This is a genomic window from Nocardia sp. NPDC003345 (assembly GCF_053589395.1).
Genome location: NZ_JBSFRU010000160.1, coordinates 1 through 13823 on the forward strand (window position 1 = coordinate 1; position 13823 = coordinate 13823).

General features: G+C 69.7%; 11 protein-coding genes. 8 read left to right on the top strand and 3 right to left on the bottom strand.

Going from position 1 to position 13823, the window contains the following annotated elements:
* The first annotated feature begins 248 nt into the window (after positions 1–248).
* Together ACWDU1_RS18295 and ACWDU1_RS18300 are read left to right on the top strand one after the other, a co-directional pair.
* Positions 249–4178 (top strand): Pls/PosA family non-ribosomal peptide synthetase, encoded by a 3930-nt coding sequence (locus tag ACWDU1_RS18295; RefSeq protein WP_449999894.1) that lies wholly within the window; start codon positions 249–251, stop codon positions 4176–4178.
* Positions 4178–5530: a M1 family metallopeptidase gene (locus tag ACWDU1_RS18300; protein ID WP_449999896.1), complete on the top strand. Its 1353-nt coding sequence runs from the start codon at positions 4178–4180 to the stop codon at positions 5528–5530. The genes ACWDU1_RS18295 and ACWDU1_RS18300 overlap by 1 nt, the downstream gene beginning before the upstream one ends.
* On the opposite strand, the gene ACWDU1_RS18305 is transcribed toward ACWDU1_RS18300, so the two are convergent.
* Together ACWDU1_RS18305 and ACWDU1_RS18310 are read right to left on the bottom strand one after the other, a co-directional pair.
* A complete protein-coding gene (locus ACWDU1_RS18305; protein WP_449999898.1) occupies positions 5527–5718 on the bottom strand; it encodes a hypothetical protein in 192 nt (63 codons plus the stop codon). The genes ACWDU1_RS18300 and ACWDU1_RS18305 overlap by 4 nt on opposite strands.
* Positions 5719–5731: 13 nt before the next feature.
* Positions 5732–6241 (bottom strand): DUF2752 domain-containing protein, encoded by a 510-nt coding sequence (locus ACWDU1_RS18310; RefSeq protein ID WP_449999900.1) that lies wholly within the window; start codon positions 6239–6241, stop codon positions 5732–5734.
* A gap of 243 nt (positions 6242–6484) precedes the next feature.
* On the opposite strand from ACWDU1_RS18310, the gene ACWDU1_RS18315 reads away from it, so the two are divergent.
* Together ACWDU1_RS18315 and ACWDU1_RS18320 are read left to right on the top strand one after the other, a co-directional pair.
* A complete protein-coding gene (locus tag ACWDU1_RS18315) occupies positions 6485–7537 on the top strand; it encodes an alpha/beta fold hydrolase (RefSeq protein ID WP_449999902.1) in 1053 nt (350 codons plus the stop codon).
* A 125-nt stretch (positions 7538–7662) separates the two neighbouring features.
* The gene (locus ACWDU1_RS18320) at positions 7663–8583 is read left to right on the top strand and encodes an NADP-dependent oxidoreductase (RefSeq protein ID WP_449999903.1); all 921 of its coding nucleotides are present in this window, start codon (positions 7663–7665) and stop codon (positions 8581–8583) included.
* Between the two features lie 7 nt (positions 8584–8590).
* Here ACWDU1_RS18320 and ACWDU1_RS18325 read toward each other — a convergent pair whose 3' ends face one another.
* Entirely contained in the window at positions 8591–9070 is a 480-nt protein-coding gene (locus tag ACWDU1_RS18325) for a DUF1772 domain-containing protein (protein ID WP_449999905.1), read from the bottom strand.
* A gap of 138 nt (positions 9071–9208) precedes the next feature.
* On the opposite strand from ACWDU1_RS18325, the gene ACWDU1_RS18330 reads away from it, so the two are divergent.
* The 4 genes from ACWDU1_RS18330 to ACWDU1_RS18345 all read left to right on the top strand — a co-directional run bounded on the left by ACWDU1_RS18330 (position 9209) and on the right by ACWDU1_RS18345 (position 13789).
* A complete protein-coding gene (locus tag ACWDU1_RS18330; protein WP_449999907.1) occupies positions 9209–9805 on the top strand; it encodes a TetR/AcrR family transcriptional regulator in 597 nt (198 codons plus the stop codon).
* A gap of 145 nt (positions 9806–9950) precedes the next feature.
* Positions 9951–11324 (top strand): lipase family protein, encoded by a 1374-nt coding sequence (locus tag ACWDU1_RS18335; RefSeq protein WP_449999908.1) that lies wholly within the window; start codon positions 9951–9953, stop codon positions 11322–11324.
* Positions 11325–11379: 55 nt separating this feature from the next.
* On the top strand, positions 11380–12630 hold the full coding sequence (locus ACWDU1_RS18340; RefSeq protein ID WP_449999910.1) for an alpha/beta hydrolase family protein: 1251 nt from the start codon (positions 11380–11382) through the stop codon (positions 12628–12630).
* Between the two features lie 103 nt (positions 12631–12733).
* Complete coding sequence (locus ACWDU1_RS18345; protein ID WP_449999912.1) at positions 12734–13789, top strand: NAD(P)H-dependent amine dehydrogenase family protein; 1056 nt, start codon at positions 12734–12736, stop codon at positions 13787–13789.
* Positions 13790–13823 lie beyond the last annotated feature (34 nt).

Genomic DNA, 13823 nt, shown 5'->3' on the forward strand with positions numbered 1-13823 from the left:
CGCTTCAGGGGCCGAACCCCGCGCGGCGAAGCCGCGCCAATAAACACAGCACCTTCGCGAGCAAGGTCACCTCCCACCTCGACAAGCAAGCTCACCCCCACCCCAACAGGCAAGCCCCCTCCCCGCACGCGGTTGCCGCTCGGTAAACCCACTACTCTGTTTACCCGGTCAACCGTCGTTTGCCGGGCGGTAACCCTGATATGAGACAACGAGTCCGTCGGCAGGGCGATGGAAGGTGGGCCGGACAGATGCAGTCACAGCTGCAAGCGGAGGACGTGCTCCGGTGTGCCGGCGCGGCGCCGCCCGCCCGCACCCTGGTCGACATTCTGGCGGAGACCGCCGCCGCCCACCCCGACGCCCCCGCGCTGGCAACCTCCGACCGGACCCTCACCTATACCGAGCTGCTGGCCGAGATCGACGCGACGGTCCGTGCTCTCGCGGCCGCGGGCGTCCGGCGCGGCGATCGGGTCGGGGTGCGGATGCCGTCGGGCACCTGGCAGCTCTATCTGACCATTCTGGCGGTGCTGCGCGCCGGGGCCGCCTATGTCCCGGTGGATGCCGACGACCCGGAGGAACGGGCCCGCCTGGTGTTCTCCGAGGCGGCGGTCACCGCCGTCGCGACCGCCGCCGGAATCACCCCGGCCCCGGACGCCGAGGGCGCACCCGCCGAGCCCCCGGCAACCGATGGGCAATCGGTGGAGGCACCCACCGTCTCCGACGATGCCTGGATCATCTTCACCTCCGGTTCCACCGGCACTCCGAAGGGTGTGGCGGTGACCCACCGCAACGCGGCCGCCTTCGTCGATGCCGAGGCGCGGCTGTTCCTGCGTGACGCGCCGATCGGCCCGGGCGACCGCGTACTGGCCGGATTGTCGGTGGCCTTCGACGCCTCCTGTGAGGAGATGTGGCTGGCCTGGCGGCACGGCGCCTGCCTGGTCCCGGCGCCGCGTGCGCTGGTCCGCACCGGCGCCGATCTCGGACCGTGGCTGGTCCGGCAGGGCATCACCGTGGTGTCGACGGTGCCGACCCTGGCCGCGACCTGGCCGGCGGAGGCACTGGAGTCGGTGCGGCTGTTGATCTTCGGCGGCGAGGCGGTTCCGCCGGAGCTGGCCGAACGGCTAGCCGACGACGACCGCGAGATCTGGAATACCTACGGGCCCACCGAGGCCACCGTGGTGGCGTGCGCCGCCCTGCTGGACGGCACCGGTCCGGTGCGGATCGGGTTACCGCTGGACGGCTGGGATCTGGCCGTGGTCGACGCGGACGGAAACCCGGTCGGCGAGGGGGATTCCGGAGAGCTCGTGATCGGTGGCGCCGGGCTCGCCCGCTACCTCGATCCGGCCAAGGACGCCGAGAAGTACGCCCCGATGGCGACACTCGGCTGGGACCGCGCGTACCGCAGTGGCGACCTGGTCCGCAACGACCGCGCCGGGCTGGTGTTCCTCGGCCGCGCCGACGATCAGGTCAAGATCGGCGGGCGCCGGATCGAGCTCGGCGAGATCGACAACGCGCTGCAGCATCTGCCCGGGGTGAGCGGCGCGGCCGCGGCCGTGCGCACCACCGCCACCGGCGCGCCGCTGCTGATCGGCTATCTGACCGGTGTCGCCGAGGACTACGACCTGGCCGCCGCCCGCAATCATCTCTCCGACCGGCTGCCGGCGCCGCTGATCCCCCGCCTGGTGGTGATACCGGAGCTGCCGACCCGTACGTCGGGCAAGGTCGATCGCAATGCCCTGCCGTGGCCGCTGCCCGGCGCCGATACCGGCGGTGATCACGGTCTCGCCGGCACCCCGGCCTGGGTGGCCGATATCTGGACCGATGTCCTGGGCGCCGAGATCACCGGCGCCGACGCCGATTTCTTCGAACTCGGTGGCGGCTCGTTGTCGGCGGCCCAGCTGGTGACCGCCCTGCGCGCCCGCTACCCGCAGGTCACCGTGGCCGATATCTACGATCACCCGCGGCTGGGTGCCCTCGCCGAACTCCTCGACGACACGGGTCCGGCCGCCACCGCCGAAATCCGGACGGTCCGGCCGACACCGCCGGCCGCGCAGGCGATCCAGGTTCTGGCCACCGTCGCGCTCACCACCCTGACCGGCCTGCAATGGCTGACCTGGCTGGCCGTCGCCGCCGGAGTCGCGGGCGCGTTCGATCTACTGCCCTGGCTTCCCCGCCTGTCGTGGGGCTGGACCGCGCTGCTGTTCCTGGTCTTCATCACCCCGCTGGGCCGGATGGGGATCTGTGTCCTGGGCGCGCGGGCGCTGCTGGCCGGGGTCGGGCCGGGCAGTTATCCGCGCGGCGGTTCCGTACATGTGCGGTTGTGGGCCGCTGTTCGCCTGGCCGAGGCCAGCGGCGCGGAGAACCTCTCCGGCGCACCGTGGATGGTGCCGTTCGCCCGGGCGCTGGGCGCGAAGGTCGGCAAAGGCGTGGACCTGCATACGCTGCCGCCGGTGACGGGTCTGCTGGACCTGCGCGACGGGTGCAGCGTCGAGCCCGAGGTGGATCTCTCCGGCTATTGGATCGACGGCGATACCGTGCACATCGGCTCGATCCAGGTCGGCCGGGGCGCCGTCGTGGGCGCCCGCTCGGTGCTGCTGCCCGGCACGAAGATCGGCCGCGACGCGGAGGTCGCGGCCGGTTCCGCGGTGTCCGGCAAGGTGAAGGCCGGGCAGGAATGGGCGGGTTCACCGGCGGTGAAGGTCGGTAAGGCCCGGCATCGCTGGCCCGCCGAGACCCCGCAGCGCGCGATCCACTGGGTGGCGGCGTTCGGGGTGAGTTCGCTGGCACTGGCGGCCATGCCGCTGTTCGGGCTCGCGGCCGGGCTGGCCGTGATCGCCCGGGGCGCCCGCGACGCCGCGGACCTCTCCGCCGCCGTGCTCCCGGCCTTCCTGTGGCTGCCGGTCGCGACACTGATCAGTCTGCTCGTGTACGCGGTGGCGACGGTGGTCGCGGTCCGGCTGCTCGGGATCGGCCTCACCGAGGGGTACCACCCGGTGCGCAGCCGGGTGGGCTGGCAGGTGTGGGCCACCGAACGGCTGCTGGATTCGGCGCGCTCCTTCTTGTTCCCGCTCTATGCCTCCCTGCTGACCCCGGTCTGGCTGCGGCTGCTGGGCGCGAAGATCGGCAAACGGGTCGAGGCGTCCACCGTGCTGATGCTGCCCAAGTTCACCACCGTCGCCGACGGCGCCTTCCTGGCCGACGACACCATGATCGCCAGCTACGAACTCGGCGGCGGCTGGCTGCACATCGGGGAGGCGAAGGTCGGTAAACGCGCCTTCCTGGGTAATTCCGGTATGACCGCGCCCGGCCGGCGGGTTCCGAAGAACGGGCTGGTCGCCGTGCTGTCCGCGGCGCCGTCCAAGGCCAAGGCCGGTTCGTCGTGGCTGGGCAGTCCGCCGGTGCGGCTGCGCCGGGCCGCCGGCACCGCCGATAACGACCGCACCTTCGATCCGCCGCTGCGATTGCGCGTCTTCCGAGGCGCCTTCGAGACCTGCCGGCTGGCCGCCGTGCTGGTGACCTTCGCCATCGGCCTGGGCGTACTGCTCACCCTGGCCGTACTGGCCGATCGCCTGGGCTACTTCGCCGCCGGGCTCCTCTCCGGCGTGGTGCTGATGCTGGCGGGCGCGGTGGCCTGCGCGAGCGCGGTTACCGCGAAATGGGTTCTGATCGGCCGGATCCGGGCCGAGGAGCATCCGCTGTGGAGTTCCTTCGTCTGGCGTAACGAGGTTTCGGACGCTTTCGTCGAGACCGTCGCGGCCCCGTGGTTCGCACGCGCAGCGACCGGTACGCCCGTACTGAACCTCTGGTTGCGCGCACTCGGCGCGAAGATCGGCCGCGGGGTATGGTGCGAATCCTATTGGCTTCCGGAGGCAGACCTGGTGACACTCGGTGACGGGGCGACCGTGGAACGCGGCTGTGTGGTGCAGACCCACCTGTTTCACGACCGGATCATGGCCATGGACACCGTGGTGCTGGAGGACGGAGCCACCCTGGGCCCGCATTGCGTCGCCCTGCCCGCCGCGACCATCGGCGCGGGCGCGACGGTCGGCCCGGCCTCCTTGGTGATGCGCGGCGATACCGTCCCTCCGTCCACGCGGTGGTGGGGTAATCCGATCATGCCGTGGACCGGCGGGCCGAACCCGGCGGACAGCGATCCGGCGGACGAGGAGATCGACCGCTGATGGGGAGCAGGTTCTACGACGCCCCCATCGACGACTATCTACCGCAGAACGGGAACCGGGGCTATCGGGTATCGCGGTACGAGCTCGACCTGAACTACAAGGTCGCGAGCAACCGGCTCGCCGGGCGCGCGGTGATCACCGCCGTGACCACCGCGGAACGCCCGCGCTACTCCCTCGACCTCTCACAGGCGCTGTCGGTGACGAAAGTACTGGTCAACGGCAACAAGGCCGGTAAATATTCGCATCAGCGCGGGAAACTCACCGTCACCCCACGGGAGAAGATCCCCGCGGGCGGGATCCTGCAGTTCTCGGTGCAGTACGCGGGCGCTCCCAAACCGGTCCGCGGCCCCTGGGGCGAGGTGGGCTGGGAGGAGCTGACCGAAGGGTCCCTGGTGGCCAGCCAGCCCAACGGGGCGGCTTCCTGGTTCCCCTGCGACGACCATCCCAGTTCCAAGGCCAGCTACCGGATCTCGATCACCACCGACACCCCGTACTACACGCTCGCCAACGGCGCCCTGGTCGGTAAGCAGACCAAGGCCGGGCAGACCACCTGGATCTACGAGCAGACCGAACCGATGGCCAGCTATCTCGCCACCGTGCAGATCGGCCGCTACCGCCGCCACCAGCTCACCGACCGGCACGCCCCGGTACCGATCCACGCGGTGACGCCACCGGGCCTGCGCGCCGCCTTCGATCACGATTTCGCCAGGCAACCGCAGATGATGACGGTTTTCGGTGATCTCTTCGGACCGTATCCGTTCCAGAGCTATTCCGTGGTCGTCACCGAGGACGAGCTGGAGATCCCGATCGAGGCACAGGGCATCTCGATCTTCGGGGCCAACCACTGCGACGGGCGTCGCGGCGCCGAACGCCTGGTGGCCCATGAGCTCGCGCATCAGTGGTTCGGCAACAGTCTCACCATCCAGCACTGGTGCGATATCTGGCTGCATGAGGGTTTCGCCTGCTACGCGGAGTGGATCTGGTCGGAAGCGTCCGGCGGCGCGAGTGCCGACCAGCTGGCGCGGGCGGCCTGGCATACGCTGCGCCGGGAACCGCAGAACATCGTGGCCGGCGATCCCGGACCGGCGCTGATGTTCGACGACAGGGTGTACAAGCGCGGCGCCCTCACCCTGCACGCGCTGCGGCTCGAACTCGGCGATACCGCGTTCTTCCGCCTGATCCGGGACTGGACCGCCCGCCACCGCCACGCCTCGGTGTCCACCGAGGAGTTCACCGATCTCGTCGGCCACTACAGCGCGATGCCGCTGCAGCCGCTGTGGCAGGCCTGGTTGTACTCCGAACCGCTGCCACCGCTGCCACCGGTCGGCGGCAGCGGGACGCGTATCGGCTAGAACACGAGATAGCGGCCCGCGAGTGCCTCGACCAGCGGATCGTCCTCGGCCACACTTTCCAGCGCGTCCAGGTCGGCGACCACCGAGATGAGCCGCGGGTCCTCGGAACCGGCGGCGGGCGGCTGCCCGTCCTCGGCCAGCTGCCGGAGCAGTTTGTCGCGTACCCGGTTCTTCAGTGAATCGCCCATATCCGCCTCGTCGTCAGACCGGCGTCAGCCAGGTGCCCCAGGGTGTGTTGCGCAGAACGGTGTAGATCGCGAGCGAGCCGAGCAGCACCCACATCGTCGTGGAGCCGATACCGGGCAGCCGCGGATTCTCACCGCGCCAACCCCGGACGACGCCGTCGCCGACCCACAGCGCGAACAACACCAGCACCGGCAGCGCCAGCAGGTTGCTGTGCAGGGAATCGATGATGTTCCCGTCGGTCAGGTTGTGTACGGCCCGCATACCCCCGCATCCGGGGCAGTACACACCGAGCAGCGCGTAGACCGGGCACACCCCCCACGAACCCTCGATATGCGGATCGCGCAGATGCACGGCCGTCACCGCCGCGATCCCCGCTCCGGCCGCCGCGAGCGGTAATGCCAACGCCCGCCACCTGCCGGTTCGCTCCGTAACGGCGGACGCCTCGGGAGCGCCCGCCCCCATCGCGGCGGCCGGGACCCCGGCCGGTACCGGATCCCGCGGTTCGGTCAGGTCCGAGTCGTTCACAGTCCTCACGGTAGCCGGGTCGCCGCGGTTGATGCCACAACCAACGGAGGCGCTAGCTCCGGATTCACTGTTCAATGCATAGAACCCCCTACGAATGGGCATCCCGGGTTAACAACGCCATACGGTTTGTCGATATTCGGGTCAACTGGGGCCGCATATCCGGCGGAATCCGTTAGGGCGCTTGCTCTTGTAAGCACCCTGCTTGCAGGGTTACGGTGTCAGCAGGCACAAAGGAGTGTTCTGATGCTGGTGAAATCGATTACCGCGCTATCGCAAGCGCACAACGGCGCGTTGACCGCCCCGTATCGGGCGATGTTGCGTACCCGCCGATTCCGTAGCGCGCCGTACAACGCACCGGCCACCGGACACGAGGTCATCCCCGTCACCACCGCGGACGGCGCCCGTTTACGAGTCCACTCCTACGGTCCCGCCGATGGCGAGCCGATCGTGCTCATCCACGGCTGGAGCTGCTGTATCGAATACTGGCATCCCCAGATCAACGCCTTCGCCGACCGCTACCGGGTGATCTGCTACGACCAGCGCGGTCACGGCGAGAGCACCCTGGGCAGCGCCCGCCTCGGCGGCACCACCCTGGCCGACGATCTGGCCGCCGTCCTCGACACCGCCCTGCGCCCCGGGCAGCGCGCGCTGCTGGTAGGCCACAGCATGGGCGGCATCACGCTGCAGGCGTGGGCGGCCCGCCATCCCGCGCAGGTCGCCCGCCGGGCCCGCGCGGTGGTGCTGGCCAACACCACATCGGGCAATATCCGCTACGACACCGATCTGCTGCCGCTGCTGAACAAACCACTCACCCTGGCCAAACAGCCGCTGACACTGCTCGGCTCGCCGGTACGGATGCCGATGATCGTCGCCGAGTCCATCCTCACCTCGCCGGTACCGCTGCCCGGCGGCTGGGCCGCCCGGGAGGTCTTGAAGGAACGCATCATGGCGCGCGGCGCCACCAGTGAGCAGGCCGAGTTCGCGCTGTGCATCGTCCGCTCCTGCCGTCCGCTGGCCCGCGGCCGGCATGCCGCGATGCTCGCCGATATGGAACTCGGAACGGCCGCGGCGAACCTGACGGTGCCGACCACGATCATCGCCGGGCGCTACGACCGGCTGCTGCCCGAGCGGATGTCGCAGCTGATCGCCGAAACCATGCGCGAGGCCGGGCACCGGCCCGACTATCAGGTCTGGCCCACCGGACATCTGGGCAATCTCGAGGCGACCGACCGTTTCAACGCCGAACTCGTGTCCATCCTGGACCGCACCAGCCCCCGGTCCGCCGTGGCGGGCTGAGCGGAAGTCCCCGAGTCCGGTCAACGTCGCCCGGCTCGGCGGACCCGGCCGGGAAACCCGGACAGGAATATCGGTTCCGGCGCGTCGTTGCACTCAGCGACGACCGCAACCGATAGGACTGATACATGCGCGCAGCGACCTACGACCGGTACACGAGCGAGCTCGATGAGGTTCGGGTCCGTGACCTGCCCGAACCGAAGGTTTTCCCGGGGACCGTGCTCATCGAGGTGCGTGCGGCCGGAGTCAACCCCGTGGACTGGAAGCTGATGTCGGGCGCCCTGGAGCCGATGATCGACGCGATCTTCCCCGTCGTTCCCGGCTGGGATGTCGCCGGCACCGTGGTGGCCACCGGTGTGGACACCCCGGAATTCTCGGTGGGCGACGAAGTCATGGCCTACGCCCGTAAGGACGTACTGCATGCCGGGACGTTCGCGGAACTGGTCACCGTGTCCGCGGCGCATGTCGCCCGCAAACCGGCGGAACTACCGTGGGAACAGGCCGGCGCGCTGCCGCTGGCCGGTGGTACGGCGTTGCGCACCCTCGACCTCCTCGAGGTCACCGGCGACGACACCGTACTGATCCACGCCGCGGCCGGCGGCGTGGGCAGTCTGGGCGTGCAGATCGCCCGCGCCCGCGGCGCCCGCGTCCTGGGCACCGCCTCCGAGCGCAACCACGATTTCCTGCGCGATCTCGGCGCCGAACCGGTGGCCTACGGGGACGGCGTCGTGGACCGGATCCGCGAACTGGCCCCCGGCGGGGTGTCGGCGGTCGCCGATTTCGTGGGTGGCCAGCTCGAAACCACGCTCGCGGTGCTGGCCGCGGGCGGCCGCCATGCCTCCATCGCCGACGGCTCGGTGGCCGAGCACGGTGGGCACGTCGTATGGGTGCGCCCCGATGGGGCCCACACCCAGCGCCTCGCCGATCTCGCCGCGAAAGGCGATCTCACGGTGCCCGTCACCGGCACCTTCTCCCTGGAAGAGGTCGCCGAAGCCTTCGCCGCCGGGCAGTCGGGCCATACCCGGGGCAAGAACGTCATCGTGCTCTGAGTCCGGATCACAGCCCGGCGGTGGCCAAGGCGACCGCCAGCGCCCCGAGCGCGACCAGCTGCAGGCCCACCCGCACGTGGATGATGCTGTCCCAGCGGTTCTGCAGAGCCCGCGCGTTCGCAGGAATGACCCCCGATCGCGCCGCGGCCTTCTGCGCGATGTTGACCGGTTTGGCGATCCGCGCGTAGAGCGCCAGCCACACCACCAGTGCGAGGACCCCGATTCCCGCCGCGGCGGCCGGAACCGCGAGCCCGGCGAAGCCCGCCAGCACCGCCGCCAGCAACGCACTCAGCAGTCCGGTGATACCTATCGGGGGCATCCGCTTATCGGCGTAGTAGTGGCCCCAGCCCGCGCTGATCGTCATTGCCGCGTCGTCCAGTCGCGCGTTGACCGATCGCACGACCAGCGCGGCGGAGATATCGGTGCCGTAGACGACGGCATTGGTGAGAACGGCCAGGGCCGCCACGATCTGAATGGTCACGGTCATCGGATGCTCCTCAGGTGCGGGTCGCAAGATTCCGGCCCGGGCGGTTCAGGCTCCCGCTCCAGAATCTAGCAGTGCTATTTCTTGAAGCGAGACTATACATACGATCGCTACGTTGTCTAGCGATGCTAGAATTCAGCGGTGGGTATCCAGAACAGACGAGAACGGGAACGCGCCGAACGGCATCGGCTCATCATCGACACGGCCCGGCAGCTGGCCGAGACCGAGGGCTGGGACGCGGTCACCGTACGCAAACTGGCCGACCGGATCGAGTACAGCCAGCCGGTGCTCTACAGCCATTTCGCGGGTAAACGCGCCATCGTCACCGCGGTCGCCGAGGACGGTATCGGCGAACTCGCCGCGACCATGCGCCGCGCCCGGGAGGCCGCCGCCACCGACACCGAGGCCCTCGATGCCGTCACTCGCGCCTACGCCGATTTCGCCATCGAGCAGCCCGCACTCTACGACGCCATCTTCGCCATGCCGACCGATCTGGCCTTCGGCCCCGACGCCCCGGAATCGTTGAAGGCGGCCTTCGGTGAACTGGCCGCCGTTTTCGGCCCCATGGCCGGGGACGCCGATATCGAGACATTCACTGAAACCTGCTGGAGCGCCCTGCACGGTCTGGTGACCCTGGAACGCGACGGCCGGCTGCGCCCCGGGCATCGGGAACAGCGCCTGGCGATCCTGCGTAACAGCCTCCGATCGACCGGCGACCCGTCCGGACAGCCTCGTTGACCTGCGCACATACCTGGGATTGAATGCACTGACGTCCACCGGGGCGTGATCCGCGCACCAGCCATCGCACTGTCACAACACCGACGCTCGAACGCGCCGCCGCTCTTTCGCGGCGGCGCGGTCTCGTACCGGAACGGAGTTGCGCATGAGGACCGCCGGTTGCCCATCCCCGCCCACCAGGGCGCGCTCCGTCATCTCCGGAGCCGGGGGTCCCGGGGCCGCGGCCGGGCCGCGCCCGCGCGGCACCGGCCGCGGCGCGCTCCTGATCGCCGTGCTGGTGGCCGCGGGACCGTTCGCGGCCGGTCCGATCGCCCACACACCCGCGCACGCGCAACCGGCCGCGCCCCCGGTACCCGCGGCCGACCCGTTCTACCGTTACGACGGCCCGCTCGGGTCCACCCCGCCCGGCGCCGTGCTGCGCTCCCGTCCGGCGGTTTTCGCCGCTCCCGGGTTGTCCACACCCATCAACAGCACCCAGGTCCTGTACCGGACCACCGACCAGCACAACGCTCCCACCAGCACGGTCACCACGGTGCTCCGGCCACCGATTCCCGGACCCCCGCGCCTCGTGTCGTATCACATGGCCTACGACGCCCTGGGCTCGCAATGCGACCCGTCCTACACCCTCACCGGGCAGAACGACCGTGGCATCGCGCTGGTCGAACAGGCGGTGATCGCCGGGTACCTCGCTGCCGGATACACCGTGGTGGTGCCCGATTACGAGGGGCCGGACCTGGAGTGGACGGTCGGCCGGGAGGCCGGGTACGCGGCGCTGGACGGGATCCGGGCCGCCGAGGAAATCCTGGGGCTGCCGGAATCGACGCCGGTGGCGATGGTCGGATACTCCGGCGGGTCGGTGCCCACCCAGTGGGCCGCCGAGGTCGCACCCGCCTACGCGCCCGAGCTCGCGTTGGTGGGCGCCGCGGCGGGCGGTCTGCCGGTGGATCTCGCGCACAACCTGCCCTACGTCAGCGGTAGCGCGCAGTGGGCCGGGGTAATCCCGGCGCTGGTGGTGGCCTACCACCGGGCCTACGGCCTGCCGCTCGAGAGCTTCCTGTCCGAACGCGGCGCCCAGGTGGTCGAGGCCGTGGACGAGCTGTGCATCGCCGAATTCGCCGCCGACTATCCGGGCCTGACCGACGCCGATATGGTGCGCGCGCCCTATGGTTCGCTGCTCGATGTCCCCGAGGTGGCGGCCGCCGTCGACGACAACATCATGGGCAGCGCCGGGACCCCCGCGGTGCCGCTGCTGCTCGGGGTGGGCCAGGTCGATCCGGTCGGCGACACGCTCATGGTCACCGGCGATGTCGAGGGCCTCGCGCACGAATACTGCGGTCGCGGAGTTTCCGTGACCTACACGCGCTACGACGGCCGCGATCACGGCGCCGCCTTCGCCCGCTTCGAAGCCCAGGCCGCCGGATTCCTCGCCGACCGTTTCGCCGGTATCTCCCCGCCCGGGAATTGCGCATCGATCGGCCCCGGAAATCCCCTTACGCCCACGCCCGTATCCGCCGGCTGATTCTCGTCTCGGCATCCCGGTCCACCGCTCGGCTTCACCATCCGATGGAGACCTCATGTCCGCGATCCCGTTCCGCCCCGCCCACCCGCACCAGGCCTTCAGCGCGGGGTTCTATCCCGATCTCGATTTCGATTTCGTGGTGCGCTGTGTGCTGGGCGCGACGGCGTCCGGAGCAGCCGATGTGGGTGAGGTCCTGTGGGCGATCGACGCCGTCGCACCGGGCGACCACGACGCCTGGTTCCGCAGCTGGCAGGCGGCCGGTGAACGGGCCCGCGCCCTCGCCGACACCGCGGCCGGGATCGACCACACGTTCAGTGCCTCCTGGGCCTATCTCCGGGCGGCCACCTATTTCGCCGCCGCTGTCAACGCCCTCGGCGGCTTCGGTCCCGACGACCGGCTGCTGCCCACTTTCCGCAGGCACCGGGCATGCTGGGACCGTTTCGTCGACACCACCGCACATAGCGTCGAACGCGTCGGCTTCCCCTACGAAGGCGGTGAACTACCGGGCTATTTCTTCGGTCCCGGAACGGATCCGGAGCCCCGTCCCACGTTCCTCATGGTCAACGGCAGTGACGGCGCGCTGAGCGCCCTGTGGAGTTCCGGCGCCGCCGGCGCCCTGGCCCGCGGCTACAACGTCGTCATGTTCGACGGACCGGGTCAGCAGTCGATGCTCTTCGAACAGGAGACCGCGTTCCGCCCCGACTGGGAAGCGGTACTGACACCCGTCCTCGACCATCTGCTGACCCGCTCCGACGTCGACCCCGACCGCGTCGCCCTCTACGGCATCAGCCAGGGCGGCTACTGGATCGCCCGCGCGCTCACCTTCGAGCACCGGTTCGCCGCCGCCATCGCCGACCCCGGGGTGGTCGATGTCGCGGCGTCCTGGTCGGCGAATATCCCGAAATCGCTGATGAAACTGTTCCACGAGGGCAAGCGCACACAGTTCGACACCGAACTGGGCATCGGTTTGAAACTCACCCCGAAAGCCGCGCACACCTGGAACTTCCGCGCCCGCCCCTACCGCCGCGACAGCTACTACGACACCCTCGCCGCCGTCCACGAACACACCCTCACCGCCACCGATGCCGCCCACATCACCACACCCCTGTTCATCACCGACCCCGAGGACGAACAGTTCTGGCCCGGCCAGTCCCGCCGTCTGGCCGAGATGTCCGGCGGCCCCACCGTGGTCTCCCGCTTCACCGCGACCGAAGGCGCGAACTACCACTGCCAGCCGCTGGCCCGTGCCCTCACCGACCAGCGCATGTTCGACTGGCTCGACGACACCCTCCGCGGCGCGCACTGATCCCTCTTGAATGATTTCCGGACAGGTGTCTACCCTGGGCCGGTACGCCGACGTACCCCACGGCACCGGCCGCCGGATCGCCGCGACGAAAGGTGATTTCACAATGGTTCTGCGCGTGATCCAATGGGCCACCGGCGGCGTCGGCCGCGCCGCCATCGAACATATCGTCCGCCACCCCGACCTCGAACTGGTCGGCTGCTGGGTGCACTCCGCCGAGAAATCCGGCCGCGACACCGGTGAACTGGCCGGACTCGACCCCCTCGGCGTCCCCGCCACGAACAGCACCGAGGAAATCCTCGCCCTCGACGCCGACTGCGTCCTCTACTCCCCGCTGATGCCCGACGCCGACGAGGTCCGGGCGATCCTGCGCTCCGGCAAGAACGTCGTCACTCCCCTCGGCTGGTTCTGGCCCACCGAGAAGGAGCGCGCCGCGATGGAACCCGCCGCCCTCGAAGGTGGGGTCACCCTGCACGGCACCGGTATCGACCCCGGCGGCGCCACCGAACAGCAACCTCTCTTCTTCAGCGGTCTCTCCTCGGCCGTCACCTTCGTGCGCGGCGAAGAGTTCTCCGATATCCGCACCTACGACGCCCCCGATGTCGTCCGCTACATCATGGGTTTCGGCGCCGATCCGGAAAAAGCGAAGGCCGGACCGATGCAGGGTCTGCTCGCCCGGGGTTTCGAACAATCGGTGCGCATGTGCCTGGACACCCTCGGCTTCGCCGACGCGGAGATCCGCGGCAGCCACGAGGTCGCGGTCGCCACCGCGCCGATCGACTCCCCCGCCGGAGTCATCGAACCCGGCACCGTAGCCGCGCAGCGGTTCGCCTGGGAAGCGTTCGTCGGCGACACCAAAGTCGTGCGGGTCGCGGTGAACTGGCTGATGGGCGAGGAGAACCTGGAGCCCGCTTGGACATTCGGAACCGGTGGGGAAAGGTTCGAGATCGAGGTGAAAGGCGATCCCGACTGCTCGGTCGTCATCCACGGCTGGCATCCGGCCAGCGTCTCCGCCGGTCTGGTCCGCAATCCCGGCATCGTGGTAACCGCCGCCCACTGCGTCAATTCCATCCCCACCGTCTGCGCCGCCGCACCCGGCCTCCTCACTTTCGTCGATATGCCGGTGGTCACGGGCCGGGCCCACCCGGATCTGGCCGGGTAGCACCGCGGCAGCCCCGAGTGCCTCGAACGGAATG

Coding starts and splice junctions, on each gene's coding strand:
- ACWDU1_RS18295 (WP_449999894.1), top strand. CDS start 249: ATGCAGTCACAGCTGCAAGCGGAGGACGTGCTCCGGTGTGCCGGCGCG.
- ACWDU1_RS18300 (WP_449999896.1), top strand. CDS start 4,178: ATGGGGAGCAGGTTCTACGACGCCCCCATCGACGACTATCTACCGCAG.
- ACWDU1_RS18305 (WP_449999898.1), bottom strand. CDS start 5,718: ATGGGCGATTCACTGAAGAACCGGGTACGCGACAAACTGCTCCGGCAG.
- ACWDU1_RS18315 (WP_449999902.1), top strand. CDS start 6,485: ATGCTGGTGAAATCGATTACCGCGCTATCGCAAGCGCACAACGGCGCG.
- ACWDU1_RS18320 (WP_449999903.1), top strand. CDS start 7,663: ATGCGCGCAGCGACCTACGACCGGTACACGAGCGAGCTCGATGAGGTT.
- ACWDU1_RS18325 (WP_449999905.1), bottom strand. CDS start 9,070: ATGACCGTGACCATTCAGATCGTGGCGGCCCTGGCCGTTCTCACCAAT.
- ACWDU1_RS18335 (WP_449999908.1), top strand. CDS start 9,951: ATGAGGACCGCCGGTTGCCCATCCCCGCCCACCAGGGCGCGCTCCGTC.
- ACWDU1_RS18340 (WP_449999910.1), top strand. CDS start 11,380: ATGTCCGCGATCCCGTTCCGCCCCGCCCACCCGCACCAGGCCTTCAGC.
- ACWDU1_RS18345 (WP_449999912.1), top strand. CDS start 12,734: ATGGTTCTGCGCGTGATCCAATGGGCCACCGGCGGCGTCGGCCGCGCC.